The 25,826-nt window shown below is 43.6% G+C and carries 25 protein-coding genes; 12 read left to right on the top strand and 13 right to left on the bottom strand.

What is annotated here, in order from left to right; translation table 11 throughout:
- Positions 1-311: 311 nt before the first annotated feature.
- On the bottom strand, positions 312-1,820 hold the full coding sequence (locus L2W36_RS26300) for an EAL domain-containing protein (protein WP_236111981.1): 1,509 nt from the start codon (positions 1,818-1,820) through the stop codon (positions 312-314).
- A 385-nt stretch (positions 1,821-2,205) separates the two neighbouring features.
- Positions 2,206-2,970 (bottom strand): complement resistance protein TraT, encoded by a 765-nt coding sequence (locus tag L2W36_RS26295; RefSeq protein ID WP_236111980.1) that lies wholly within the window; start codon positions 2,968-2,970, stop codon positions 2,206-2,208.
- A 614-nt stretch (positions 2,971-3,584) separates the two neighbouring features.
- On the opposite strand from L2W36_RS26295, the gene L2W36_RS26290 reads away from it, so the two are divergent.
- Complete coding sequence (locus L2W36_RS26290; protein WP_236111979.1) at positions 3,585-4,577, top strand: aminoglycoside phosphotransferase family protein; 993 nt, start codon at positions 3,585-3,587, stop codon at positions 4,575-4,577.
- 39 nt (positions 4,578-4,616) lie between these two features.
- On the opposite strand, the gene L2W36_RS26285 is transcribed toward L2W36_RS26290, so the two are convergent.
- From L2W36_RS26285 to hemC, 4 genes are read right to left on the bottom strand one after another with little or no spacing between them, the layout of a single operon-like run.
- Positions 4,617-5,798 (bottom strand): heme biosynthesis protein HemY, encoded by a 1,182-nt coding sequence (locus L2W36_RS26285; RefSeq protein ID WP_062463234.1) that lies wholly within the window; start codon positions 5,796-5,798, stop codon positions 4,617-4,619.
- The gene (locus L2W36_RS26280; RefSeq protein ID WP_062463231.1) at positions 5,798-6,982 is read right to left on the bottom strand and encodes a uroporphyrinogen-III C-methyltransferase; all 1,185 of its coding nucleotides are present in this window, start codon (positions 6,980-6,982) and stop codon (positions 5,798-5,800) included. The genes L2W36_RS26285 and L2W36_RS26280 overlap by 1 nt, the downstream gene beginning before the upstream one ends.
- The gene (locus L2W36_RS26275; RefSeq protein ID WP_038231090.1) at positions 6,966-7,724 is read right to left on the bottom strand and encodes a uroporphyrinogen-III synthase; all 759 of its coding nucleotides are present in this window, start codon (positions 7,722-7,724) and stop codon (positions 6,966-6,968) included. Before L2W36_RS26275 ends, L2W36_RS26280 begins: the two co-directional genes overlap by 17 nt.
- A 6-nt stretch (positions 7,725-7,730) precedes the next feature.
- Entirely contained in the window at positions 7,731-8,669 is a 939-nt protein-coding gene (gene hemC / locus L2W36_RS26270; protein ID WP_062463229.1) for a hydroxymethylbilane synthase, read from the bottom strand.
- A 346-nt stretch (positions 8,670-9,015) separates the two neighbouring features.
- Here hemC and L2W36_RS26265 point away from each other — a divergent pair, with 346 nt between their 5' ends.
- A complete protein-coding gene (locus L2W36_RS26265; protein WP_062463226.1) occupies positions 9,016-11,541 on the top strand; it encodes a class I adenylate cyclase in 2,526 nt (841 codons plus the stop codon).
- Here the strand turns inward: L2W36_RS26265 and cyaY are convergent.
- Positions 11,538-11,852 (bottom strand): iron donor protein CyaY, encoded by a 315-nt coding sequence (gene cyaY / locus L2W36_RS26260; protein ID WP_006074697.1) that lies wholly within the window; start codon positions 11,850-11,852, stop codon positions 11,538-11,540. The genes L2W36_RS26265 and cyaY overlap by 4 nt on opposite strands.
- Before the next feature lie 74 nt (positions 11,853-11,926).
- Between cyaY and lptM the strand changes: the two genes are divergently transcribed.
- The 6 genes from lptM (at position 11,927) to yigB (ending at position 16,628) form a co-directional block, all read left to right on the top strand.
- Positions 11,927-12,046, top strand: coding sequence for an LPS translocon maturation chaperone LptM (gene lptM / locus L2W36_RS27585; RefSeq protein WP_006074698.1), 120 nt, complete (start codon positions 11,927-11,929; stop codon positions 12,044-12,046).
- 36 nt (positions 12,047-12,082) lie between these two features.
- On the top strand, positions 12,083-13,336 hold the full coding sequence (gene lysA, locus L2W36_RS26250) for a diaminopimelate decarboxylase (RefSeq protein WP_006074699.1): 1,254 nt from the start codon (positions 12,083-12,085) through the stop codon (positions 13,334-13,336).
- A 10-nt stretch (positions 13,337-13,346) separates the two neighbouring features.
- Positions 13,347-14,177 (top strand): diaminopimelate epimerase, encoded by an 831-nt coding sequence (gene dapF / locus L2W36_RS26245; protein ID WP_006074700.1) that lies wholly within the window; start codon positions 13,347-13,349, stop codon positions 14,175-14,177.
- Positions 14,178-14,275: 98 nt separating this feature from the next.
- On the top strand, positions 14,276-14,989 hold the full coding sequence (locus tag L2W36_RS26240) for a DUF484 family protein (RefSeq protein WP_006074701.1): 714 nt from the start codon (positions 14,276-14,278) through the stop codon (positions 14,987-14,989).
- A complete protein-coding gene (gene xerC, locus L2W36_RS26235; RefSeq protein ID WP_006074702.1) occupies positions 14,967-15,908 on the top strand; it encodes a tyrosine recombinase XerC in 942 nt (313 codons plus the stop codon). The genes L2W36_RS26240 and xerC overlap by 23 nt, the downstream gene beginning before the upstream one ends.
- Positions 15,909-16,628, top strand: coding sequence for a 5-amino-6-(5-phospho-D-ribitylamino)uracil phosphatase YigB (gene yigB, locus L2W36_RS26230; protein ID WP_236111978.1), 720 nt, complete (start codon positions 15,909-15,911; stop codon positions 16,626-16,628).
- A gap of 6 nt (positions 16,629-16,634) precedes the next feature.
- Here the strand turns inward: yigB and L2W36_RS26225 are convergent, their stop codons facing one another.
- Complete coding sequence (locus L2W36_RS26225) at positions 16,635-17,225, bottom strand: tRNA-uridine aminocarboxypropyltransferase (RefSeq protein WP_062463220.1); 591 nt, start codon at positions 17,223-17,225, stop codon at positions 16,635-16,637.
- Positions 17,226-17,227: 2 nt separating this feature from the next.
- Complete coding sequence (locus L2W36_RS26220) at positions 17,228-18,256, bottom strand: COG3650 family protein (protein ID WP_062463217.1); 1,029 nt, start codon at positions 18,254-18,256, stop codon at positions 17,228-17,230.
- A gap of 54 nt (positions 18,257-18,310) precedes the next feature.
- Between L2W36_RS26220 and L2W36_RS26215 the strand changes: the two genes are divergently transcribed.
- On the top strand, positions 18,311-18,769 hold the full coding sequence (locus L2W36_RS26215) for an EVE domain-containing protein (protein WP_038231102.1): 459 nt from the start codon (positions 18,311-18,313) through the stop codon (positions 18,767-18,769).
- A gap of 80 nt (positions 18,770-18,849) precedes the next feature.
- On the opposite strand, the gene L2W36_RS26210 is transcribed toward L2W36_RS26215, so the two are convergent.
- Positions 18,850-19,671 (bottom strand): Cof-type HAD-IIB family hydrolase, encoded by an 822-nt coding sequence (locus L2W36_RS26210; RefSeq protein WP_006074707.1) that lies wholly within the window; start codon positions 19,669-19,671, stop codon positions 18,850-18,852.
- Between the two features lie 141 nt (positions 19,672-19,812).
- The gene (locus L2W36_RS26205) at positions 19,813-20,805 is read right to left on the bottom strand and encodes an alpha/beta fold hydrolase (RefSeq protein ID WP_062463213.1); all 993 of its coding nucleotides are present in this window, start codon (positions 20,803-20,805) and stop codon (positions 19,813-19,815) included.
- A 126-nt stretch (positions 20,806-20,931) separates the two neighbouring features.
- On the opposite strand from L2W36_RS26205, the gene rhtB reads away from it, so the two are divergent.
- Together rhtB and L2W36_RS26195 are read left to right on the top strand one after the other, a co-directional pair.
- Positions 20,932-21,549 carry a homoserine/homoserine lactone efflux protein gene (gene rhtB / locus L2W36_RS26200; RefSeq protein WP_236111977.1) on the top strand — a complete coding sequence of 206 codons (618 nt, stop codon included), beginning with the start codon at positions 20,932-20,934 and terminating at the stop codon, positions 21,547-21,549.
- Positions 21,550-21,565: 16 nt separating this feature from the next.
- Complete coding sequence (locus L2W36_RS26195; protein ID WP_062463207.1) at positions 21,566-22,792, top strand: EAL and HDOD domain-containing protein; 1,227 nt, start codon at positions 21,566-21,568, stop codon at positions 22,790-22,792.
- Here L2W36_RS26195 and L2W36_RS26190 read toward each other — a convergent pair.
- Both L2W36_RS26190 and L2W36_RS26185 read right to left on the bottom strand, forming a co-directional pair.
- Complete coding sequence (locus L2W36_RS26190; protein ID WP_236111976.1) at positions 22,789-23,799, bottom strand: amidohydrolase; 1,011 nt, start codon at positions 23,797-23,799, stop codon at positions 22,789-22,791. The genes L2W36_RS26195 and L2W36_RS26190 overlap by 4 nt on opposite strands.
- A gap of 66 nt (positions 23,800-23,865) precedes the next feature.
- Positions 23,866-24,186, bottom strand: coding sequence for a DUF2500 domain-containing protein (locus L2W36_RS26185; RefSeq protein WP_006074712.1), 321 nt, complete (start codon positions 24,184-24,186; stop codon positions 23,866-23,868).
- 260 nt (positions 24,187-24,446) lie between these two features.
- Between L2W36_RS26185 and L2W36_RS26180 the strand changes: the two genes are divergently transcribed.
- Positions 24,447-24,818 carry a hypothetical protein gene (locus L2W36_RS26180; RefSeq protein WP_006074713.1) on the top strand — a complete coding sequence of 124 codons (372 nt, stop codon included), beginning with the start codon at positions 24,447-24,449 and terminating at the stop codon, positions 24,816-24,818.
- The last annotated feature ends 1,008 nt before the right edge of the window (positions 24,819-25,826 follow it).

Genomic DNA, 25,826 nt, shown 5'->3' with positions numbered 1-25,826 from the left:
GCATACGGTGATAGATGAATTACAAAAGTCAGGTGTCGCTGAACATCTCGTTGCTCAGGTCGTTGGACATAAGCATAACACCATGACCTATGGGCACTACGCCAAGCGTCTTGAGCCTCAGGAGCTGATTGATGCAGTGAACAGCTTTGACATCAATCTTAGCTAATCGAAACACAAAAAACCGTCACACTAAAAAGTGTGACGCAATAGCAACCCGCTGCGATAGTGTCACACTTTTACTTCGTAAAAGATGAACACCACCTGCGGGCAAGAGAAGTGTCTCTTGGCTCTCTGCCATACACAACCTTCAGCTATTGATTGAATTTTTTTGAAAGTAGTGCATTAAAGAGATTGTTAGAGACTGGTTTTGAAAAGTAGTAGCCCTGAATTAAACGAACGCCTCTTTCGCGTAAGTATTCAACCTGATTTTTCGTCTCAACGCCTTCAGCAACTACATCCATTTGCAACCTATTTGCAAGCTCAATAAGGGTTGATATGATAGCAAGGTTCTTACGCGGATTGTCTGTAATTTCATCAATAAAGCTTTTGTCTAATTTGATTGTGTCTATGGGGTAATCAACCAAATAAAGTAAACTACTATACCCTACTCCAATATCGTCTAGTTTGACACTAACACCGATAGTCTTTAGCTTCGATAGTGCTTGATGTATTTGCTTAGAATCTAAAATATCTTGACGTTCTGTCATTTCTACTGCGAACTTATTAGGGGCTATATCATAATAAGTGCACAGCGACAGCAGTTGATAATAAAAGCTATCTTCGATGAGAAAGTCAGGGGTAATGTTTATGCTGAAAATTAATGCTGTTTCATCCCATTTATACTTTTTTATATCTTTAAAAACCTTATCCAGCATGGAGTAGGTCTGCGATAAAATCAGACCAGTTTTTTCAGAATGTTGGATGAAGTTTTGTGGCTTGATAATTTTACCTGTATTAGTTTCCCAGCGCATTAGTACTTCTGAGCCAAGTATGGAGTTTGTATGCGTGTCTATTATGGGTTGGTAGTAAGGGACAAATTCGTTATTTTTAATGCCAAACCTTATCTTAACGGAAAGAAAAACATTCTTGGAGTAGAGTACATAGAGAACTATGGTTAACAGTAGCGCAATTAAAATAGCAGTTATAGTTAATTTGTTGTCGAGTTTCAATGTATTGAAAAATCGCGGTTTAGTTATGACAACTAAAGACTCTATGAGATCAGAGTTAACATCAACTTTGACTTCCTCCCTCTCCTGTGATTTAACCTTTGCATCACTTGCTATAGTAAAAGGTGGTACTGTGTTTAGCTTAACAGTAAATTGAGCACAGTCTGTACAGCTGTCTATGATTGAATCCATTAAATCAATATCGACTATTACATCATAAGCTCCCAATTCGACACCAATAAAGGTATCTGTATCGTTATTTCTGGTGGCACTTGTAAGGTAATCTTGAGATGTTATGTAGTGCTTCTTGGGAGAGAAAGGTTCTTCCAGTAGCCAGTTTCTTCGATTGGTCTCGCACTTTATTTGCCCATTAGATAGAATCGAAGCCCAACGAATATGCTCGTTTTCAAAAACGAGGTCATTTAATTTGAGTAATGATGCAGGACTACATGGTTTAAACTGTGCTAGAAGAGTTTGTTTTAAGCTATTAGTTATTTGATTGAGGTTATTCTCTGTATTTAGGGTTACTTCATAGATCAATGCATCTAGCTTATAGGAATTAGCGCGTTGCTTTTCAAAATACAGCGAGATTGCTAAGAGCGTACAAAAAACTGCTAGCAGTGGTAACAATGTATTCCAGACTGTTTTTTTCATCTAAATAAATCCAAACCAATATTACGTTCCACCATAAACTACTTTCCATACCTTTAGTAATCCATATTTTACTAATTTATAAAATCCATGGCGAAGTCTTATCCAAAATGTCAGTTACTCAATCCGAAGAGCAAAGTTAGTAAGTTAGTCCAGTAACCTATTAACTTACTAACTGAGTTGTCCTCAGAAGTTGAACATGGCCATACCTTCATATATTTATTACCTATAGGGTTATTTATCGCTCAAGAGCACAGTAAACTAGTATTTAGTAGAGATTTTTCTGGGATTCAGCTCTCCAAAGAGAATAGACTAACTATGGCTATAACGGTCATAAATTAATGGGCTATGACCGTTACATAAGCAAGGGCTTTTAAATGATTTTTAATTAAAGAAGAAATTCAGAGAGTGTATCTGATGTCTTTTCTTGAACCTTTGGAATTGCTTCTTCGATATTTAGGTTCATTTTATTAGCAACTGTAATGATTCTAGTTTGATAGGTTATCCAGTTATAGTTTTTACCTCTATTAACGGAGCTTTTACCTACAGTTACAGACGCATTATTCGTCCCTGAAAAACCACCAGCATTTACCGTTGATTTTTTATTTGTAATTTCATCACCTACTAGAGGCCTTTCCCTTAGCTCAACATCGAGAACAAAAGTATAATAAGAGTCTTCTATTAAAGTGTCTGCGAGAAAACCTACCGCCGCCCCAACAAGAGCGACACCTGCTGTTGTTCTTCCGCTTCCTCCTGCAATCGCGGTAATAGCACCTGCTGTTAGAGCACCTTCTGCCGCACCTTTGTAGCCAGAGTTAACCATTGCATTCATCTCATCTTTTGTAGTTTTTTGTGCTGACATAACGAATGCGCTCAACATGAGGTTTGCTTCTTTTGGGTTGTTTGTTACTGTAACTCCTTCTAGGGCAAGGCTGCTTCGAATAGATCTTGTCATCTCCTTTCTCATAGAATTCCCTGTCAGATCTTTAACTCGGATATAAACAATTCTCTCTTCAGGCGCTAAGGGCTCCAGAACAACTGGGTTTGATACTTTTGACTCAATAGATAAGTCTTGTTTTGTCATTGCTGTTTGAGTGGCTGAGCAACCTGCCAGCAAACTTAGCATAGATATAATTATAACTTTTTTTATCATTATGATATTCCATTCTGTATATTAAACCACTTGCAGTGCAATGATATCAATCAAAGGAAAATGTAACAATTGATGTCAGTCTAATTTTTGATAGAGAAAATTATTCTAGGTGACATGAGAGTAAGCCACTTTAACTTAAAGCAGCTTAGCCAGTCTTTTTGCTAATGTAATTTTACTCACACATTAGCTCTTCATAACTAACTTTCCATACCAGTAGTTATAAGTTGCTCGCTAAATCAGTAAAGACATTGGCAAGGCCCTGTCTAAATGTACCAGTCACTCAGTCCGCAAGGTAAAGTAAGTTAGTGCAGTAACTTATTAACTTACTAACATATCAATCTGATAGATCTTGACGTTAAACCATGAAATGGGCTTTAATCTGTACCAGACAGACCAACAAATTGATTTTCCAGAGTTCTAGATAACCCTTTGTAAAATAAGCGAATTTATTTTTTAGGCGTAGCGTTCAAATCCCTATCTCTCCGCCACATTAAAAAGCCCGCTGAGTAATCAGCGGGCTTTTTTACATCTTGAGAAACGCTGATCTTTCGTTTCATCATTAACTCTGTCAAAGTAAGAGTCCGTTTTATGGCAGCCAACCTAGGAAGTCTACTTTGATATTATCTGACTTTACGGTCACTCCAACCCTTCGAGAAGTTATTGGTAATGAGGCTCAGGTTTTCTCCTGTGAGCTTATTCAGACTCTATGGAGTGGCTATGGGCATTTAGTTAGACTTGAGCTCGCACAATCCCATTTATCTAGTGTTATTGTCAAAGCGATTCAATTACCTGATGAAGTACCAGCTAGCCACCCTAAAGGGTGGAATACTCAACTTTCACATCAAAGAAAGCTCCAGTCCTATCAAGTAGAGTTTTCTTGGTATCAGGAGTTCGTATCGACAATGCCCTCAGGCTGGGCTCCACAGTGTTTCTCTGCTCATAAGTATCAATCTCACCTTGAGCTCATTCTTGAGGATCTGAAGTTATTAGAGCGCGCTAGAGTAGTGAAAACAGCAACAGAGATGGAGATAAAAAGCGTTCTAAAGTGGCTTGCTCAGTTTCATGCTTTTTGGCTTGGAGCGAATACGAATGGGCTTTGGAAACAAGGTACTTACTGGCACTTAGCGACTCGTCCTGACGAATGGCAAGCAATGCAAGATGAACGCTTTAAACAAGCTGCGCATATCATTGATGAAAAGTTAAACGAGTGTCCATACCAAACGCTGGTACATGGGGATGCAAAGTTGGCTAACTTCTGCTTCAATAAACAAGGTAGTGCTGTATCTGCGGTAGATTTTCAATACGTAGGGGGTGGTGTAGGAGTTAAAGATGTCGCTTTGTTCTTTACCACGACATTAGACTTTTCAACGGCTGACTTAAACGTAGCGGGTTACCTTGACTATTACTTCATACAGCTGCACTCAGCGATAGAACATTTTAAACCGGAAATTAATGCTAACCGTGTTTGCAAGGAGTGGCGCGCACTATTTGGATTGGCCTGGGCTGACTATCAACGTTTCTTGCTAGGCTGGAGTCCAGACCACAGTAGAATTAATGCATTTACCAGCAAGTTTACTCAACAAGCATTAGATGATTTTCAGTTATAAAAAAAGCTCCGTTAGGAGCTTTTTTAACAGTAATAGTGCCTACTTACTCTCAATAAGTGTCAACGCTTTTCTCGACACTTCACTTGCTGCTTTAGATAAATTCTGCTTTTCTAAAGTATCAGCTAGATAGGCATAGTCAGAAACATCAGGACGAAGCGATAGGGCACGCTCGAAATGACGTTGCGCCTCTGGCCACTTTTCTTCTCGGAAGTAGAATTGCGCTAGTGCACTTTGTGCTTCAGGTGTATCCGGTTGCTTTTTAACAACATCTTCAAGTAGCACAACAACAGGGTGTGTATCTGCAAGGTTTAGTTCTGGTAATACCTTATACAAGTCATCATGACCCTGTTTTTTCAACGTTTCTTTAATTACAGTAAACGCTTCTGCATCAGCCTTTCGAGCGATAAGCTGTTTACTAAAACAGCCCACTAAGTGGGTGCTTTGGCGTGTTTTACGTGGCAACTTATTCCAATGATTGATTAAACCTTCACTGCCTTGCTGACTAGCAATATCTTCTAGCAATCCACATTGAGCGCGTTCGTTCAGTTCATTTTGCTCTAGTTCATCGATGAGCTTTGCCTTATGGAGTTTAGGCAGTAAATCAATTAAGGCTTGCCACTCGCCAAGTTCTCGATAGGTTGTTTTTTGCAAGCTCAAAACAATGGAGTTGTTTGGGTGTTCTGCTTTGAGAGTTTCTAAAGTACTCGCGGCAACTTCCCATTCCTCTTCTCGAACCGCTTGTTTCGCTCTAGTTAGCTGAACGGCAAGATCGGAGTTTTCCTGTTTAGCGGCCAGCGCTAGATAATGGTCACGCTTCGCTTTGTCACCTTGCCCTAAGGCAGCTTCAGAAGCGACGAGATAACATAAAAGCGGCATATCGTGATAGTTAGCCCAACGTGTTACCTTTTTCTCTGCAAGTTTCCAATCACCTTCTAGCAGCTTAACGATACCCTCATTGGTATAGCGGCGTGAACGACGCATTTTACGAACGCTGAAGTAATTAAATGTCGTGACGCTGGTGTAAAGCATTTTCTTGATGATGTATTCGAGCAGAAACAGCCCCGCCAAAGCTGCAATAACAAACACGACTAGGGTTGTAACGCTCATCTCGATGGTTTTATTGGCAATTGAGATCAGTACATAACCTTGCTGGCCCGAAAACTGGGTACCAACAAATAGACCCGCACCAAGTACGACGAAGAGAAAGATTAATCGAATCATTATTTCTCCTCCGTGATGATGGTGGTGACTTCACGGCGCAGACGTTCGTTGATGACATCGGATAATTGAGCTTGAGTTTCCAATTTGACTGGATAGTTAACTTGAATATTCTGTTGGCTCAGTTTGCCTAGCGCAGCGTTAAACTCTTTAACGCTATTGTTGTCCATATCAAAAAACGATTCTGACCATTTCTCTGCGGTTTCTAACGACACCTTATAGATCTCGCCTTGTTCTTTGTATACCGCACGAATCGCAGTTTCTATCTTAGATTTGATGTTTTCTTTGAGATAGAAGTGCTGCTCAGGTGAAAGCAGTGGGATTACATTGCCATCGCGAGTACGGAAAGTAATAAAGTTTTCTGAGAAGTCTTTTAACGACGTCATCAGGTTATCTTGCCAATCGTAGATGTCTTGTGAAACTTGGCGTTTCTCGACAGCAGGTGCATCAGGAAGGATGGCGTTGGCAAGAGGTAGCTTATCAACCTCTTGCTGTAGCGAAGTTAGTCGCAGTACGAGTCCGTCGCGGTCAATAAGTGGAACAGTACGTAGCTTGGTGATGTCATTTGCCATTGACTGGCGCAGAGACACTAAGCTTGGATCGTTGAGTGCAGCGATACGCTGGTCAGCACTTTCCATCAAACGTGTCGCACTTACCACATCGTGCTCCAAGAACAGTTTGCGACCCGCGAGTTTAACCAAATAGTCGGCCTCAGCCAGAAGCCAATCATTAGGGCGACGACCTTTAACGTCGGCAACCGCAAGTTGCAGGCTTTCAATACTTTTTTGTTGCTGGCCTAACACGACTTCGGCTTTATGTGTCACTGTTTTTGCTTGTTTAAGTGTGTCCGACTGCACTTGCTGCATTTCGTTGCTTAAATTGCTTGTTGTCGCTTGTAGTTGTGACTCAAGCTTGGCGATGCGCGCTTCATAATCGCTGGCCTGCTTTTGCATTTGGTAGCTGAGACCACCACCAAAAATAACTGCTAAAACAATAGCTACCGCACCAAGCTTAACACCACGTTTGCCCTGTTTTTCTTCGAATTCCGGTGCAGTCGTTGGTGGTTTAGCTTGTTCGTGTTGAGAAGTTTCTTGTTCAGCTTTCGATGTATCAGCTTCTGGGGCTAAAGCCTTAACGTCTTGTTGTTCTTCAGACTGGATTTGCTCGTCTTTATTTTTGTTGGTCATTGTTAAGTCCTATTTCTAGACGCTGGAGAGCAGCAAATATTGTAGAGTTCGATGCACCTTGGGTATTGGTAACGTTATTAAATCCCTTTGTCATCGCTAAAGTAGCAATTCGTTCACTCGGAACCAATAGCTGTTGTTGTGTTAACCAGTTCAATTCTGGTTCTGATACTTGAGACAATAAAAACTCAAGTTGTTCACCACTGGTAACGACCAGAGTGTCGATACCCATTGAGCGCCATTGTTTTATTGCGTCTATTTTTAGTGGCAGATATCTGCGTTGGTAGGTTTCTAGGTATTGAACATCTGCACCAAGTGCACAAAGCTGATCATAAATGAGTTCTCGGCCGCCGTTGCCTCGAAGAATGATGACATGTTTTCCTGACACATTCGCCAACTCTGGTAATGCCAGTAGGTGTTCACTATCACTTACCGTCGGATAGTTTACGTTTTGTTGGCTGAGTTTGCTTAATTCATGTGCGGTTTTTTGACCAACCCCTAGATAAATACAGGAGTCAGGTAACGAGAGTTGCTGATGAGTAAGAATATGATGGAAGGCATAGACGGCGTATTGGCTGACGGCAATGATGATATCCGAACGTTGCAGTTGGTCGTCATCTAAACAAAGCTGCAGATTGTCCTGAATATCAATAAGTGGTTGATGGAGGGCAATGCCCCCCATTTTTTCTATGAGATTGCAAAGTTCTGCGCCTTGATTTTCAGGGCGTGTAACCAATACTCTCATCAGTCATTACTCGTGCTCTTGATAGAGCTTTTCTAGGATTTCTTTTGCGCCATCATCGAGCAGTTGATTCGCTAATTGTACGCCTAAGGCTTCCGCATCCGCTCGTTTACCACGAATTTCACCACGAACGATTTTTGAACCATCTGGTTCACCGACAAGAGCTCGTAACCAAATCTCGTCGCCATCGATCAGTGAGTAGCTACCAATCGGCACTTGGCAGCCGCCTTCTAACGTTAAGTTCATGGCTCGCTCACACAGAACACGATCGGCTGTGTTAGCGTGATTAAGAGGTTCGAGTAATTTAATCAATCGTTCATCATCAAGGCGACACTCGATGCCAACCGCACCTTGACCAACTGCAGGCAAGGATTCTTCAGGTTCGATAAAGCTGCGAATACGTGATTCTAGTTCTAGACGTTTCAAGCCTGCGGCAGCAAGGATAATGGCGTCATACTCACCGTTATCCAGTTTTCCTAAACGAGTCCCTACATTGCCTCGAAGCTCTTTAATGACTAAGTCAGGGCGCTGTTCTTTTAACTGACATTGTCTGCGAAGACTACAAGTACCTACCACAGCGCCTTGAGGCAGTTCGCTAATGTTAGTGTAAGTATTGGAAACGAAAGCGTCACGAGGGTCTTCACGTTCGCAAATGGTGACAAGGCCTAGGCCTTCTGGAAAGTCTACAGGAACGTCTTTCATTGAGTGCACCGCAAGATCGGCACGCCCTTCAAGCATGGCGACTTCCAGTTCCTTAACAAATAAGCCTTTACCGCCCACTTTCGCCAACGGGGTATCTAAAATGATATCGCCTTTGGTGACCATAGTGACTAACTCAACTTCCAGTCCTGGGTGCGCCGCAATAAGGGCATCTTTGACATAATGAGCCTGCCACAGGGCAAGAGGACTTTTTCGGGTAGCGATTCGGATTGGCTGAGTTTGCGTCATATCGTTCTCGTAAGCATTTCTTTGTTTTTGGTCGTGGCACAATCCTAACACTGTCTCTATGAAAAGCTTAGTGATTTCCCTAGGGCTCTCCCAAACGACAACTTTGCTTGTCACAAATATTGTTAATAGTGTGAGGTTAATCGCATTTGTTATTGCGACTACTGTTAGAATTGTCCGCTATGATTTGGAAGGCAAAACCAAATCCTCGATGTTGTGCTGTGAGGGGTTGTAGTGCCGAGTATTGCTTTACCGCCTATAATAAAAATGATACATTGATCACGTTTTGAACGCTTGTTTGTTTAAAACCTACGCAATATAGCAGTTAGATTAGACCTAGGAATCACCCTTGCAGGCATACACTCATACCCTTATCCAGAGACTTGATAATCTCAACCAGCAGCGAATTGAACGCGCGCTGGCGCTTATGGATATGCAAGGACAACGTGTTTTCCAACTAATTCCAGCGCTTTTCCACTTCAACCATCCTATTATTCCCGGCTTCTTTGAAACTGACAGCCCAAGTGGACTTTGCGGTTTTGAAGCAAATGACGTTCAACGTCAGTTCCTTGATGATATTGCATTAGCTTTGGGGCAACCGCTGCCAGAGCCGCGTCAACACGATATTCTAGGCCTTTACACTATGGGCAGTACTTCGTCGATCGGCCAAAGTACATCAAGTGATTTGGATATCTGGGTTTGTATCTCTCCAGATATGCCGACCGAAGCTCGTGAAAAGCTGAGCAATAAATGCTTGTTGATCACCGATTGGGCCAAAGGCTTGGGTGTTGAAGCCAATTTCTTCCTAATGGATGAAGAGCGCTTTCGCAGCAATATTTCCGAAGAAATGACCGGTGATAACTGTGGTTCATCGCAGCACTTATTGTTGCTGGATGAGTTCTACCGCTCAGCCGTACGCTTAGGTGGTCAAAGATTGTTGTGGCAAATCGTGCCACCGGAAATGGAAGAGTGCTACGAAGATTATGTCGAGCAGCTTTGCCAAAATGGATACATCAATTGTGAGGAGTGGATTGATTTCGGTCGACTCAATCGAATTCCTGCAGAAGAGTACTTTGGCTCAAGCTTATGGCAGCTATACAAGAGTATCGATTCGCCTTACAAATCGGTGTTAAAAGCGATTCTGTTGGAAGCGTACTCGTGGGAATATCCACATACTCAGTTACTCAGTATCGATACTAAGCGACGCTTCTTTGCCGATGCGCCCGATCTCTATGGTATGGATGCGTATTACCTGATGCTTGAAAAGGTCACGCGTTATCTAGAACGTATTGGTGATACGACACGTCTAGATTTAGTGCGTCGTTGCTTCTACCTTAAAACTCATGAGAAGCTATCTCGTGAGCCTGGTATAGGCTCTGTGCCATGGCGTCGTGAAGCGTTAAGTGAAATGACTGCTCAATGGCAGTGGTCACAAGAAGTACTGCAAGAACTAGACAGTCGTCGTAACTGGAAGGTAGAGCAAGTGATGGTAGTGCACAATGCATTGCTAGATGCCTTAATGCTCAGTTACCGTAATTTGATTCAGTTCGCTCGTCGTAACGACATTACCTCTGCCATCAGTCCTCAAGACATCAGTATTCTAGCGCGTAAGCTTTACGCCGCTTTTGAGGTTCTACCTGGTAAGGTGACGCTGCTCAATCCCCAGATTTCTCCTGATTTGCACGAACCAGATTTGACCTTTATCGAGGTTAAAGAGGGCAAGAGCTACAAGTCCGGCTGGTACCTTTACAAGCAACCACTCATTCCACATCGTATCTTAGGGCAACCTGCTCTTGAGCATAATGAATACCTGAGTAAGTTGGTGGCGTGGGCGTTTTTCAACGGCTTGATTACCGAATCGACTCACCTCAACTCTGTGGTGCGTGAAGCGCATATCGACATCGATAAGTTCTATCAGATGGTGAGTGATCTGCGTAATACTTTCTCATTACGTAAACGTCGTCCAAGTATGCAAGCGCTTGGTAGTCCTTGTGAAATCAGCCAGTTGGCGATGTTTATCAACTTTGAAAATGACCCAACCTCTGAACTGTCCGCCAAAACGTCCAAAGTCGACCTGAAAAATGTTGATATATTGAGTTTTGGACAGGAAGGAAAAAGTCTTATCGGTTCGGTAGATCTGGTTTACCGTAATTCGTGGCATGAAGTTCGTACTCTTCATTTTGAAGGGGAAACGGCGATGCTTGACGCATTGAAAACAGTGTTAGGTAAGATGCACCAAGATGCGTTACCACCTGAGTCTGTGGATGTGTTCTGCTACAGCAAAAACTTACGTGGTGTCCTACGTAATACCGTCTATCAACTACTTGCAGAGTGTATTGAGCTACGCTTAAAACCTGTTGACCAAGAGAAACGTCGTCGTTTTAAAGCGATTAAAGTGGCGAACCAAATGTATGGCTTGTTCTTTGAGCGTCGCGGCGTGTCAGTACAAAAACTGGAAAACTCAGTAGATTTCTATCGTAGTATCTCGACCAATAAATTGCAGGGCTCACCACTTCTTATGCTGGATCGTGAAGAAGAGTTCCAACTACCCGACGTAGTGGATGGCTTTGCGAGTGAAGGCTTGATTCAGTTCTTCTTTGAAGATACCGATAATGGTTTCAACATCTACGTGCTTGACGAATCTAACCAGGTAGAAGTGTATCATCAGATGCGTGGTAGCAAAGATGAGATGATTGCGAGTGTAAATAGCTTCTACACGTCGAACGTTGATAGTGAAATGTCATCGAAGTTAATTAACTTCAACTTACCGCAGTATTACCAACTGATTCATCCTGAAGAGGGAGAACCTTATATCATTCCTTATCGTAATGATGGCTCTCCAAACTCTAAAACGTCTAAAGCGGTGAACGCTTAAACCCAATCAATGTCTTCGCCGGCGTGTTTCACACACTCGGCTTTGACCATGTCCATAAGTTCAACATTGGTTTTTGAACAGGTCCAAGCGCCATCAATCAGTTTGAAATGAAATCCACCGGATTTAGACGCGAGCCAAATCTCGTGCATCGGCTCTTGGCGGTTAATGATGATCTGGCTACGGTCTTCAAATTCCAAAGTCATGACATTGCCAGACACTTCATAATCGATATCTGCACCTGAATCATCAATCGCTTCTTCGATGTTTTGCATCTGCTCATCGACTAATTGGTGAAATTCCGTGTCGTTCATTTTGTAATCCTATTGCTTTTCTAATTCGTGGTGCGATTATAGGGGGCATTGATTCAATAATCACGATATGCAAAATGAAAAAGACGATTACCGCATTTTTTATGCTCGTCGTAGTGACATTAGCGGGATGTGGCCAAACTGGACCACTTTATCTTCCTGCTGATGACGCACCAGCAAATGAGCAAGCTCAATAATCACCGCCATCGATACAGTGTAAAGGGATACAGGATTTGGATTATTTCAACTATCAGGACGATGGCCAGCTTTGGGCCGAGGAAACGTCACTTACGCAACTTGCCGAGCAATACGGCACTCCGCTATACGTCTATTCACGAGCGACGCTAGAACGTCACTGGAATGCGTTTGATAAATCGGTGGGCGACCACCCACATCTCGTGTGCTACGCGGTAAAAGCGAACTCCAATATAGGTGTGTTAAATACGCTAGCACGTCTTGGTTCTGGCTTTGATATTGTTTCTGGTGGTGAGCTAGAACGCGTCGTGGCAGCAGGTGGTGAGCCAAGCAAAGTAGTATTCTCTGGTGTGGGCAAAACGGCACAAGAGATGCGCCGCGCTCTAGAGCTAGGCATTAAGTGTTTTAACGTTGAATCTGAACCTGAATTAGAACGACTTAATCAAGTCGCCGGTGAAATGGGTGTAGTTGCGCCGATTTCATTGCGAATTAACCCGGATGTAGATGCTAACACGCACCCTTATATCTCGACGGGTCTGCGTGACAATAAGTTTGGTATCGCATTTGATCGCGCTCCAGCAGTGTACAAGTTTGCTCAAAGCCTGCCAAACCTTGCAGTCCATGGTATCGATTGTCATATCGGTTCACAGCTTACTGATATTGAACCGTTTATTGATGCGACAGATCGTCTGCTTGCTCTCATTGACCAGTTGCGTGCTGATGGTGTCAATATTAAGCACCTTGATGTTGGTGGTGGTCTAGGCGTGGTTTATCGTGATGAATTACCGCCACAGCCTTCAGATTATGCGAAAGCACTATTAGCTCGATTAGAGAATCACCCAGAGCTTGAGCTTATCTTCGAACCAGGTCGCGCTATTGCGGCGAATGCTGGTGTGCTGTTGACCAAAGTTGAGTTCCTAAAACATACCGAACATAAGAACTTTGCGATTGTTGATGCGGCGATGAATGACTTGATGCGACCTGCATTGTATCAAGCGTGGCAAGACATTATTCCGGTTTCACCACGAGAGGGTGAAGCGATAACGTACGACCTCGTTGGCCCTATTTGCGAAACGGGTGATTTTATCGGTAAAGACCGTTCTTTGGTCTTAGAGCAAAACGACTTACTCGCCGTTCGCTCAGCAGGTGCTTATGGATTCGTTATGTCTTCGAACTACAACACGCGTCCACGTGTTGCAGAAATCATTGTCGATGGAGACAAGGCGCATGTCGTGCGTCAGCGCGAATCTCTGCAAAGTCTTTGGGAATTAGAAAGCATCTTACCGGAGTAATAGAACCACTATGCATTTCCACTTTTCTAAAATGCACGGTTTGGGTAACGACTTTATGGTTGTTGATTGTATTACCCAGAACGTATTTTTCTCACCCGATCTCATTCGTCGCTTGGCGGATAGGCATACTGGTGTGGGTTTCGATCAGCTTTTGATTGTTGAAGCGCCGTATGATCCAGAAACTGACTTCCACTATCGCATTTTTAATGCCGATGGCAGTGAAGTTGAGCAGTGTGGAAATGGTGCGCGTTGCTTTGCGCGTTTCGTGCAGATGAAGGGTTTGACCAATAAGTACAGCGTGAGTGTTAGCACCAAGAAAGGCAAAATGGTCTTGAAGTTGGAAGAGAACGACTTAGTGACTGTGAACATGGGACAACCTGAGTTTGAGCCAAACAAGATTCCTTTCAAAGCGAAGCAAAAAGAGAAAACCTATATCTTACGTGCTGGGGAGCATACGCTGTTCTGTGGTGCGGTGAGTATGGGTAATCCACATGTCGTAACGGTGGTCGATAGCACTGAAGAAGCTGACGTTGATAGACTCGGTCCATTGCTTGAGTCGCATGAACGTTTCCCTGAACGCGTTAACGCAGGCTTCATGCAGGTGCTGAGTCGCCATGAAGTGAACCTTCGTGTGTACGAGCGTGGGGCGGGAGAAACTCAGGCTTGCGGCAGTGGCGCTTGTGGTGCTGTCGCAGTTGGTATTGTCCAAGGGTTATTGGATGAGAATGTCACAGTGCACTTGCCGGGTGGCGACTTAAAGATTAGCTGGAAAGGCGAAGGCCACCCGTTAACTATGACGGGGCCTGCAACTCACGTGTTTGATGGGCAGATTTCTTGCTAGTCAATGCACCTTGAGGTCACTTGGGTATATACTAATGGCGGGTCCTAGAAATAGGCCCGCCATTTTTTATCTACTGACAGGGAATAAAGGGAAACATTTTGTCTGAGTTTGAAGCGAACCACCTTACAGCAGAAGTGGTAGCACAATATCTTTCTGATCATCCAGATTTTTTTAAGGGTAGAGAGTCGCTAGTTGAATCCCTTTCCCTACCGCACCAACAGCAAGGTGCTGTTTCTCTCGTAGGTATCCAATTACAACGACAGCGCGAACGTATTGAAGCACTGGAAGAAGAAATTACTGCCTTGATGTCTCTGGCTGCTCGCAATGACAAAACCTTTTATGAGTTTATGTCACTGCAAGAGAATCTACTCAAGTGCCGAGATCTGCAAAGTGTTGTAAATGCGATTAAGCAAACGGCTCAAGGGCTTAACCTTAATGGTTACTTGAAGCTAATTGATGAACAAAGTGCCGACCCGCTTTCTATGGAAAGTTGGCAGCGTTTTACCACCAATCATCTCAATGGAAAAGACGCTTATCTAGGTCGTCTTCGTCAAGCTGACAGAACCATGCTATTTACTGAGCAGCAGATTGCCAACGGAAAAGTTCCTGAACTCGGTTCGTATGTAGTATTGCCATTAAAGCGTCAATTCGCCCAAGGTTTATTGATTTTTTCCAGCGAGGATGGCGGTCATTTTCAGCCGGAGATGGATACCTTATTTTTAAGACACTTAGCGCTGGTGGTCTCTTATCTTTGTGAAAGTTTAGAGTGGCAGGCGCAAGAGGAAGACGATGTCAGACCAAGTACTGCCTAGTGGGTTGCAAAAGCCGCTAGAGCGATTCTACGAGTACCTTCGTAGTGAGAAAGGGTTAAGTCTCCACACGCAACGTAACTACCGTCAACAGTTAGAAACCATGGGCATGCACTTGCATGAAATGGGTATTGGTGCGTGGACGCAAGTTGATGCCGGCTGGGTAAGGCAGCTTGCGGGTAAAGGTATGCGTGAGGGAATGAAAGCTAGCAGCATCGCCACGAGGCTTTCATCGCTGCGAAGCTTCTTTGATTTTCTGATTTTACGTGGCGAACTCACGGCAAACCCAGCGAAGGGTGTAAGTGCTCCGCGTAAGCAACGTCCATTGCCGAAAAACCTCGATGTCGATGAAGTGAACCAACTGCTTGAAGTTGATGAAGATGATCCACTGGCGGTACGTGATCGCGCCATGATGGAAATGATGTACGGTGCTGGACTGCGTTTGGCAGAAATGGTCAGCATTGATGTCAAACATCTGAACTTATCCAGCGGCGAGCTTCGCGTTATTGGTAAGGGTAACAAAGAACGTAAGGTGCCATTTTCAGGCTACGCCACTGAGTGGGCGAAGAAATGGCTCAAAGTTCGTGGAGAACTAGCCAAGCCAGGTGAGGTAGCGTTATTTGTGTCTAAGCTTGGTACTCGGATCTCTCATCGCAGTGTGCAAAAGCGTATGGCGGAATGGGGGCAGAAGCAGTCTCTTGCTAGCCATGTTAGTCCACATAAACTGCGTCACTCATTTGCTACGCACATGCTCGAGTCGAGTAATAACCTGAGAGCAGTGCAAGAGCTGCTTGGCCACGAAAATATCTCGACCACTCAGATTTATACTCACCTCGACTTTCAACATTTGGCTCAAGCTTATGATCAGGCACACCCTCGTGCCCATAAGAATGGTACGCCCAAAAAGAAAGAGGACGAGTAAATGCGCTTTTATCGTAGCTTTCCCCCTATTCAGGCCATGACCTTCGATCTTGATGATACGCTTTACGATAATTTCCCGGTGATAATCCGCGTAGAACAGCAAGCGGCACAATGGTTATATCAACAGCACCCAATTAGTCAGCGTTGGGATAAAAAGCAGTGGCATGAGTTTAAGATGGCATTGGTTAAAGCGGATCCTGCGTTAAAACACGACGTGACCCAATGGCGATATCAGCAGATTAAACAGGGTTTGGAGCATTTGGGTTACGATGATCTAAAAGCAACCAAGGCTGCACAAACGCTGATAGAAAAGGTATTGATTTGGCGTAGCGATTTCGATGTTCCACATGAAACACATGACGTGCTGTCGGCGTTGAGTAAACAGATCCCACTAGTAGCTATCACCAATGGTAATGTAGGCGTGGAGAAGATAGGGCTCAGTCGGTACTTCGATCTGATCCTTAAAGCGGGTCCCGATGGACGAGCTAAGCCTTACCCCGATATGTTTGATAAAGCGGCACAACACCTAGCCATGCCACGTCGTCATATCCTGCATGTTGGAGATCATGTGATCACTGATGTTGCTGGAGCGATACGTAATGGCTTCAGTGCTTGCTGGTTTAACGACAAAGCAAAATCGCCAAGGCAGACGGTGCGTCTCAAGCAACTGCCAGATATTGAAATTAATCATATCCAACAGTTACTTGAGCTTAAGTTATAACGTGCTTTATTGAGAACAACTAGGCAGAGCGTGCCCACTACGCTCTGCTTGAAACCACTGCAAATACTGTTCAAAGAACGTCAGCATTGCGTTGGCGTCATCACTGCTTTCTAGCTCTCTGACCATTTGTGCACACACTTCAAACGTGCACAGATTACCCGCTTCCTGATTACGTCTTAGTTGATATTGAGAGCTTTGCGTCGCTTCAAGATGAACTTTAGGTAAGTTTTGTAGCCACTGGCTGCGATTCAACATTTTCTTCGCTTCTTGCCACGTCCCGTCCAGTACGATGAAATTACTTGCTGAGGGATGCTGTGTTTGCCACTGTGTTAGTGGCATGCTGTCTTGATCAGGAAACACCAAGACTGGCGTTAATACACTGCTTTCAGGCAGGCAGTATGGGTCAGGCTGCTTACGTTGCCATTCGCGGATATTGACCTGTTTGATTACCCGCGCAACAAGTTTGCCGGTATTAGTTTCTCGCTGAAACTCATTAGGATGAGTTAGTAGGGTAAAACAAAGATCTGAAGCGATCGTCGGGATCGCTTCACAGTAGCAATTGTGGATAAAACCACAAGTTGTGCACACTTGCGTCATGGTTAATTACTCTTGAACAACACCAAGCCGCCATTAGCGATCGGATAGAGTACATCACCAACTTTTTCTTGAGTTGCTGTTAACTGGTTATCTGACAGGGTGAAAATTCGCTGTGACACAAGGTACTGCTGTTGGTGGCGAGTCATGATGACTTGAACCTGTTGGTTGTTGAGTTGCTGCCAAAATCCACGCTCTTCCGTTGCGGGTGAGTTGTCTGGATATTCATAGCGGGTAATGGCTGTATGATCAGGAAGCAGCGTCATAGAGACTGTAAAACCGGCGGTCTCTGTGGATTGCGCAAGATACTCGCCCGTCCATTTGAGGGTGTTGTCACTGTTCGATAAGGTGCCACAACCTTGTCTTGTCTGTTCACCCATGGTGAGCGCCGCACTCCATCCATAGATGGTGTCACTCATGGTATCGCTACACGGCTTACTGCTCATTTGCAGATTAGCATTATCAAATTCATAACGACGTGTGGTTTGAGTAATAGCTGTGTCTTTCAGCTTTAGGGTTTGCTTATTTTCACCTAATAAGGTGAAGCTGGCTTGCTGCGCATTATCAAACTTTAGTGACCAAAATGGTTCGTTCCCTAACACTTGCGTGGAACGAAGTGGCTGCTTGCAGCGTTTTGGGTTTTCTGCGGTGATCATATTGACTTGTTTAACGACAAAACGACCCGTGTAATCAGAATCAAAACCACGATGACTCGGCGGTTCTAAATAACCGATGACTTCAGCATAAACTGGTTGGTAGGGTCTTTGTGTGAGTCTTTCTGCTTGTTCTCGCACTTCTTTCGGTAATTGAAGCCAATATTGATGTTGGCTACCACACGGCTGAATAGTGCGAGTCTCGTGACCAATAACCGCTTGGCCACGCATCACATAGGTTTGCGGTGTGATAGTTTCTGGACGAGACAGTTCAGCTTGAGGAACCTGACTGTCCTTGTTTGAATCAGTAGTGTTGAAAGAAGAACACGCTTGAAGCAATATGAGTGGAGCAAATGCGAGCGGTAAACGCGACATTTTCATTAATCTCTTCCTTAGTCAGTCAAAGTTACAAGAAAAACACATACAAGGACCATTATGGCATATTGGTTATTTAAAACAGAGCCAGACGAATTTTCGATTGATACATTACGTGTCAAAGGTACAGCCTGTTGGGAGGGCGTTCGCAACTATCAAGCTCGAAACATGATTCGTGATGAGATGAAGGTGGGTGATTCGGTATTGATCTACCACTCTTCATGTAAGCAAATTGGTGTAGCTGGTTTAGCGACGATCACCAAAGAGGCTTATGTCGATCATTTTCAGTTTGATATTGAAAGCGATTACTACGATGCGAAGTCTGATCCCGAAAATCCTCGCTGGCTAATGGTAGACATTGAATTTGGCGAAAAGTTTAAGCGCGTGTTGCCGTTGAGCGTACTGAAAACTATGCCGGAGTTAATGGAGATGCCTTTGGTGAAAAGAGGTAACCGACTTTCTGTGATGCCCGTTACTGAATCTGAATGGCAAGCCATCTTAAGCCGAGTCGCCAGATAACAAAACTCCCATTCTCGATAGCTAGGATATGCGCTACATAGGGGCGAGAATGGGAGTATTTGACGGTTGGAATCGTCGTGTTAGATAAGGTTTTGTTTTAAAAACTCAGCGACGGCATCATCGGCATTACTACCAATAACTTCATTGTTAGGTAGAGCACGTTTCACTTTGTCGTGCGCATTTTCCATAATGTAACCATGGCCTGCCATTGTTAGCATTTCCACATCGTTCATCCCATCACCAAAAGCGATGCAGTTTTCTAAGCCAAAGCCAAGTTTTTCTGCCACGGCTTGCAGAGCGTCACCTTTCGACACCTCTTTTGCCATGACTTCTAAACACCAAGGAGTGGAGAACGCGATGTTTAGGGAATCACCAAACTTGGCGCGTAAAGCATCTTCAAATTCCACTAAATGTTCATGGTCTTGCTTTGGATGAGTAATGAAGATTTTTGCAATACCAGAAGTTGGTGCTTGGGTCGCATCGAACAAGTGGTAAGTAAATCCAGTTTCTGTATGGAATTTACGTAAGTACTCATCTTCTTGATTGAGTAGCCACTTTTCATCCTGATACATATGAACAAATAGTTCGCTGTCTGTGCTTAGCACGTCAACAATCGGTTGTACCAGTTCCTCTGGCACGTTTTGGCTATACAGCAATTGATCATTTTGGTCGTGAACACGCGCACCATTTGACGTGATCATGTAAGCAGGAATACCCACTGATTCACGAATCCCAGCCACGTCCACATGGTGACGACCAGTGGCAAAAATAAACGTATATCCCTTCGCGTGAAGTTCCTTAAGTGTTTGTTTGGAGTTATCACTAAGCTGGTGGTTTGTTGCCAGTAGTGTACCGTCTAAATCAGAAGCAACAATTTTGATGGAATCGCGGTTAAGGGTCATAGTTCTCTCTTTGTCATTGGAGGATAGGGTGAATTCGCAGCATTGTGGAATGGCTCTATTGTAGGGGATATTAAACCAGAAAAAGAGGGTAAATGGGTTACAGAAATATTTCCTCATTTACCCAAACTGTTACCAATTGCGTTATCGCTTCTCGGCGCTAAAGAAATGGCGAATTGCATCCATTGCTTGATTGCGATATTCATCTTTTTCAAACAGTACTTCGTGTTTAGCCCCTTGAACCGTGATCATTTGAGCTTGGTGATTGGTACGTGAAAGCTTATTGATGAACTTACTTTGGTCCTGATTGCTAACAATTTGATCCGCGCCTGCTTGTACGAGGAGAAGCGGTATTTTTACTTGTCGAGTTTGTTGAATGCACTGCTTTGCAGCCATTAAACCCTGCCAAACCCAGCGAGTGCTTGGTCCACCAATCTTCAGTTCTGGCATTTTCTCGTACAGGTCTCGGAACCAGTGATAGCGTACTTCACTTTGTGAAAGAGGGTTGATATCGAAGGGTTTAGCGACATAACCTTGATACCCTGGTGCAAACGTTGGTTTCGGGTATATAGCCGTCATAATCTGCGCGACTATGGTCGCTATGGGCTTGAGGTACCATGGCACACTCACGCCATACATAGGAGCGCTAAGCGCTATTTTATCGAATGAATGATGAGGGCGAGTTTGAATAAAACGTGTGGCGATGTTTCCGCCCATTGAGTGGGCAAGTAGGTGACGTTGCTGATAGCGCTCAAGTTCGAACGTATCCAGTATCATCTGCATATCGTCAAGATAGTCGTCAAACTCATGGACATGGCCCATTTCAGGATTTGGTGCTAGGTGAGTAGAGAGTCCTTGTCCACGATGATCAAAGGAATAGATGTCGTAGCCTTGCTGAAAGAAGTCATAGAACAGCTCCTGGTATTTCCAAGCCGATTCAATGCGGCCATTCACAACAACGAGTGCTTTTTGATGCTCCGGGCGAGTTAGCTTACACCAAAAGAGCTTGGTGCCGTCTTTTGCTTTTAGCGTACCTTCCTGTCGGTTCTCCCATAATTGAGCAATTTGTGAGTTTATAGCTTGCTCAAATTGTGGCTCTTGAGTATAAGTGACATCGGTAGCGTTTAATTTGCTCATAAATTAGCCTATCTGGTGCATTATGTGTAATATGCTGTTTTTTCGATATTTTTGAATCGAATAGAATGCTTTTTGCCCACTATCCTCATTACTAGGATACGAATAAATCAGTGGTAAGGAAATACAATGGATTATCATGTTTGGTTAGCGTACGTCTTAACGGCGATTGTTTTTAGTTTAGCGCCGGGCTCTGGTACGGTGAACTCGATTAGCAATGGTATCAGTTATGGGACGCGTAAATCGTTAGCCGCGATTGCTGGACTGCAGATAGGCTTAGCGATACATATCGTGCTCGTTGGTGCAGGCATTGGGGCATTAGTGGCTCAATCGGCGATTGCTTTTAGCGTGATTAAATGGATTGGCGTGGTCTACTTGATTTGGTTGGGTATTCAAAAATGGCGTGATACATCGTCGGTTACCGCAATGGCGGAACAGGACAATCGCAGTGCATGGAACTTGATGCGCAGTGCGGTTTTTATCAACCTGACTAATCCCAAATCTATCGTGTTTCTGGTGGCGTTATTTCCTCAGTTTATTGATCCGAATGGCGATCAAGTAACACAGCTGGCCATTCTGGGTGTGACCACGGTGGCGATTGATGCAATGGTCATGCTTGGCTATACCACTCTAGCGTCGCAAATGGGACGCTTTATTCGTTCTGACCGTATCATGGCGAAGATAAACAAGGTGTTTGGTTCGATGTTTGTCGGTTGTGGTGCGCTGCTGGCCGCCGCAAAATCATAGCCTGATTGGCTTAGATATGTACGCTACTTACGTTGCTCGCCAACCCATTTTTAATGCTCGTCGTCATACACTAGGCTACGAGCTTCTTTTTCGAGACGGCGAAAAAAACGCGTTTCCTGCACACGTTGAAGCGAATAGGGCTACCTATCGATTGATAGCAGAGAACTATCTGTCATTAGGGACCAACCCTAGCATCACTGCGTCGCGATGTTTTATTAACTTTCCACACCAAAGCCTTATACGTCGCTTGCCGTTAATTTTGCCCAAGCAGAACGTGGTGATTGAGATCCTAGAGACTTGCCAGCCTAACGACGAGCTCTATCAGGTTGTCAAAGAACTTCATCAACTGGGCTATATGATAGCGCTTGATGATTTTGTCTACAGAGAGGCTTGGGAGCGATTCTTGCCGTTTGTGCAGATTGTAAAGCTAGACATTATGGCGATGGGTGTAGAGAAAGCGTGTGCTTTTGTTATACAACAAAAGGCGAAAGGAAGCCCTCGTCACTACCTTGCTGAACGTGTTGAGACTGAAGAAGAGTTTCTACTGACTAAACAAGCGGGCTTTAAGTTTTTCCAAGGTTTCTTTTTTAGTAAGCCTATTATGGAGAAGCAAGTTTACATCAGCTCTGAGCAGCTGGTGGCCATGGAGCTTTTCCAGCAAGTGTGTGTACCTGAAGTCGACTTTGATAAGGTTGAGCAAATTGTTTCCAAAGACGTGACGCTCTCTTATAAGCTGCTGCAATTTGTGAATACGCTCAGTCCTCGCTTAGATTCTGAAATTTCCTCTTTTCGCCAGGCACTTATTTATCTCGGTCAAGAGAAGCTTAAATTGTTTGTCTCTCTTACGGTTGCATCCTTTATTTCTAGTAATAAGCCGAAGGCACTGTATGAACTTTCATTGCAACGAGCTCAATTTTGCCGTTTGATGACCAAACATCCTCAATTCAAACAGCACCGGGATCAAGCCTTTATGATTGGTTTGTTTTCTATCTTAGATGCTTTGATGGACCTCTCCTTAGATAAGTTGCTGCATCAGCTTCCTCTCTCTAATGAGATTAAAGGCGCACTTCTGGAGCGTGAAGGTCCGTATGGCTGTTTATTGTCTCTAGGAGAGTGCTTTGAAATGGCAGATTGGCAAGGTGTGGAGCGTCATCGAGCGCATTTAGGTTTGTCGCAAAATGAGGTGTTCTCAGCGCTGGCAGATGCGCAGCGCTGGAGTCAAAAAATGCAATCGCTTAGCTAGCGAGTCTTGGGAAGTACGTCCAACATATTTTGGTAGGCCATTTTGTCTGCGATGTTCTTAGGCAGCGCTGACAAAATGGGATGCCAAGTGCTTAATGCGGTTTGCTGATAACCAAATGCTCCAACTACGTCGCTGCCAACCATAAATCGATCTGGGTAAGCCTCAATAAGTGCTAGCCAGCGTCGATCCAATTTGCCCTCAGGCATCATGACGTCGATCAGAGTCCACGACGCCAAAATATAGAGATTATCATGCTCGCTGAGTAAATCTGAGACGGTTTCATAGAGAAACTTCATTTTAATAGTGCGAGTAAGAGTGGACGTGGTACCTGCGTGAGCCCATAGAAAGCGGGTGTCTGGATTGGTGCTCAATGCTTGCTCGAGTTCTTGTAAATAAAGTGGATTATCTTCTCTTTGCGACGTGATATTGGTGTGCAACAGCACGGGCAAGTCGTATTGTGCGGCGAGGTGATACACTTTTTGCAACGCAGGGTGATTAGCGCGCGGTTTCTCGTCGGCAGTCAAAGCTGTTAAATGATCATGTCTAGTAATCACTTCGCCAATACCTTGCCAGAAACCAGGTCGATACTTGAGTTCCTTTTCAATAAGCTCTGCGGCATTGAGATCGGTAGTATTAAAGCCGCTCAGGAAAGGATGTAATCTGGCTTGGCTTACCGCGGGTAACGCTTCAACTTCGCGGGCAATCAATTCGTCTGTGTGCGAATAATAGTAGACCGGGGTATCATCGCCATAGACAAAACGCGGTGCTTTAGGAGCAGAAGCATCCCACTTCTTAATAACAGGTAGCCCCATAACATAGGCGTGTTCGATATTTAGCTTATCCATGTTATCTATCAGAGCTTGAGCGCCTTCTGAACGCTGAAAGTAGTCGACAAGATGGACTTCAGCGTCGTTGACTCTTCCTTGATAGGCTGCGCTGCAACCAGCCGACAAAATGGTGATAAGCGCAACAGATAAATGCTGACCTAGCTTTACTCGCAGATCCATGAGTCACTTCCATGTTTAGTTAGATAATTAAAGCTAGCATGAGTCTTACTAGCAAAGCTAAATAAATTAGCGAGTTAGTGAGAAGTGTAGGAATTTGTCCCCTTGATAGGTTAACTCTCCTTTATCACCTGGGTTGAGGTGGTGATAGTAATGAACACCAATTTGAAATTCGCGTTTAGGACCAAATGTTCCTTTCTGGATGTAAATCCAATATTCATCTTCTTGGGTAGGATCTTCGGTAACGACGACTTGTTTATCTAAGATAGTGACTGCCGCTTTTCTCTCTGGAGCATTAACACCCACAGTGTGCTTTTTTTGTACATAAACAAAAAGATAGCCAGCAAGGATGATCAAAACGATGAGAATAATAACCAGTGATATAGGCATGTAAACCTCGTATGTCTAAGTGGCCTGGAACTAAGATCGCACATATTCAGAAGAAAATAATCTGCAACTCCCGACCATCGAGTCAATTTTAGGGTCATATCACACAAAAAATCGCATTTTTAGGCTTAAATCTTTACTTGAATTTACCTAACAATTGTCGAATTCTTAATACAGATAGTTAACAATGGAGTGAATGAAATCTTTGGATAGTAGCCAGCGCACCTATTTTCACATTTTTGCTGGTTGTGGGAGGGATGCTTATGTCTGACATTGAAAGTGTAGTGTTGCGAACGAGACGCTTAGAGAAGTTATTGAGGCAGCAATATCGTGCTGATGGAAAAGGTTTGCATCAACTTGTCTCAAGCTGCGAAGAACGGCTGCCGCATGATGTCATTAGCAAACTGAGATATATTGCCACTATCCGCAATAAAATAGTCCATGAAGATGATTATGAGCTAGACGATAAATCTGGTTTCATGAGAGCTTGTGATGAGTGTGAACAGGAGTTAACCCCGAGGAGCAGCCGATTCATTTGGCGCACAGCCATGTGGCTGATGGCACTGATCACATTGCTTGCGATGGGCTTTTACTATGTGCACTGGGAAAAAGTGCTTCATATCTTATCTAAGTAAATAGTTAAAATGAAAAAGGGACGCGAAAGCGTCCCTTTTTTTGTCTTTCTAGCGTTGGCTAGTAAAGAATCGGCAGTGTCATTAATCCAACCACGACGGCTATCATCACTAGACCCTGCTTCTGAGAAGATGAAATCATAACACTGCTCCTTTCTTGAATTCCTATCTTGTTAAACAGAATAGCACTGTTTTTTAATGTTTGGCAAGTTAGAAAGTGAATATCTTCTATTTTTTGCAGTTTTCTTTCCATTAACTAGCGATTAATGGTCAATAAAACAGTGTATTTTCGTAGCTTTAAATCTGTTCAATGTGGTGTTTTTGATGGTTTGTTGTTTTTAACTTAATGATATCAAAGAAAAAATATAGATCACAAAATTGATTATTATTAAAGCTTTGGATTATATTGTCTTCGATCGCTTTGTTTGGTCTAAGTGAGCTTTGTGTTGGTAAGTGGTCAGGATGTTGAAGAAAATCTTGTTCAGTGAGAGTGAGGGGCAAAAAATTCTTAGTATAAGAGAAGAAAAGTTGCAATTTGAACTATAGTCTAAGTGCAGTGGACTCTTGGTTGTCATCTTTTAAGTATTGAAATATAAAGATATTAGTGACTTTTTGTTTCGTAGTTCTCTTCGCTGATTTTAGTTCATTAGTGGAAACTGACTTCCGATCTCTATGTTAAAGGGGAAACGTTTGCTTTTGTTTTTTAGCTAATGATTAACAAGAGTCAGTTCATTTTCGATGATCTGGCCCACTGTCAACGGCAATCTTATTTAATTTAAAGCAAGTCCAACTTTTCAACCTTACTACTGGACAGCAAAAGTGAGCTCCATACACTGGCGTGGATAACAAGAATTAGGTGTGTGTATGTGGAGTTGGCTGGCGATAGCTTTATCGTGTTTGCTGTTTATTTTTGGTTCATCGCGGTTTTCCGGGGAAAGCCGCTTTGATTTTCAGAAAGAAGTAGTCCGTGTCTCTGTAGCCATACCCCGTCCGTTTGATAAGCTTTATCTT

Origin of the sequence: Vibrio sp. McD22-P3 (genome assembly GCF_021568915.1) — a bacterium.
GTDB lineage: Bacteria > Pseudomonadota > Gammaproteobacteria > Enterobacterales > Vibrionaceae > Vibrio > Vibrio mediterranei.
The sequence above is the reverse complement of the archived record's forward strand: the minus strand, read 5'-3'. Positions and strand labels throughout refer to the sequence as shown.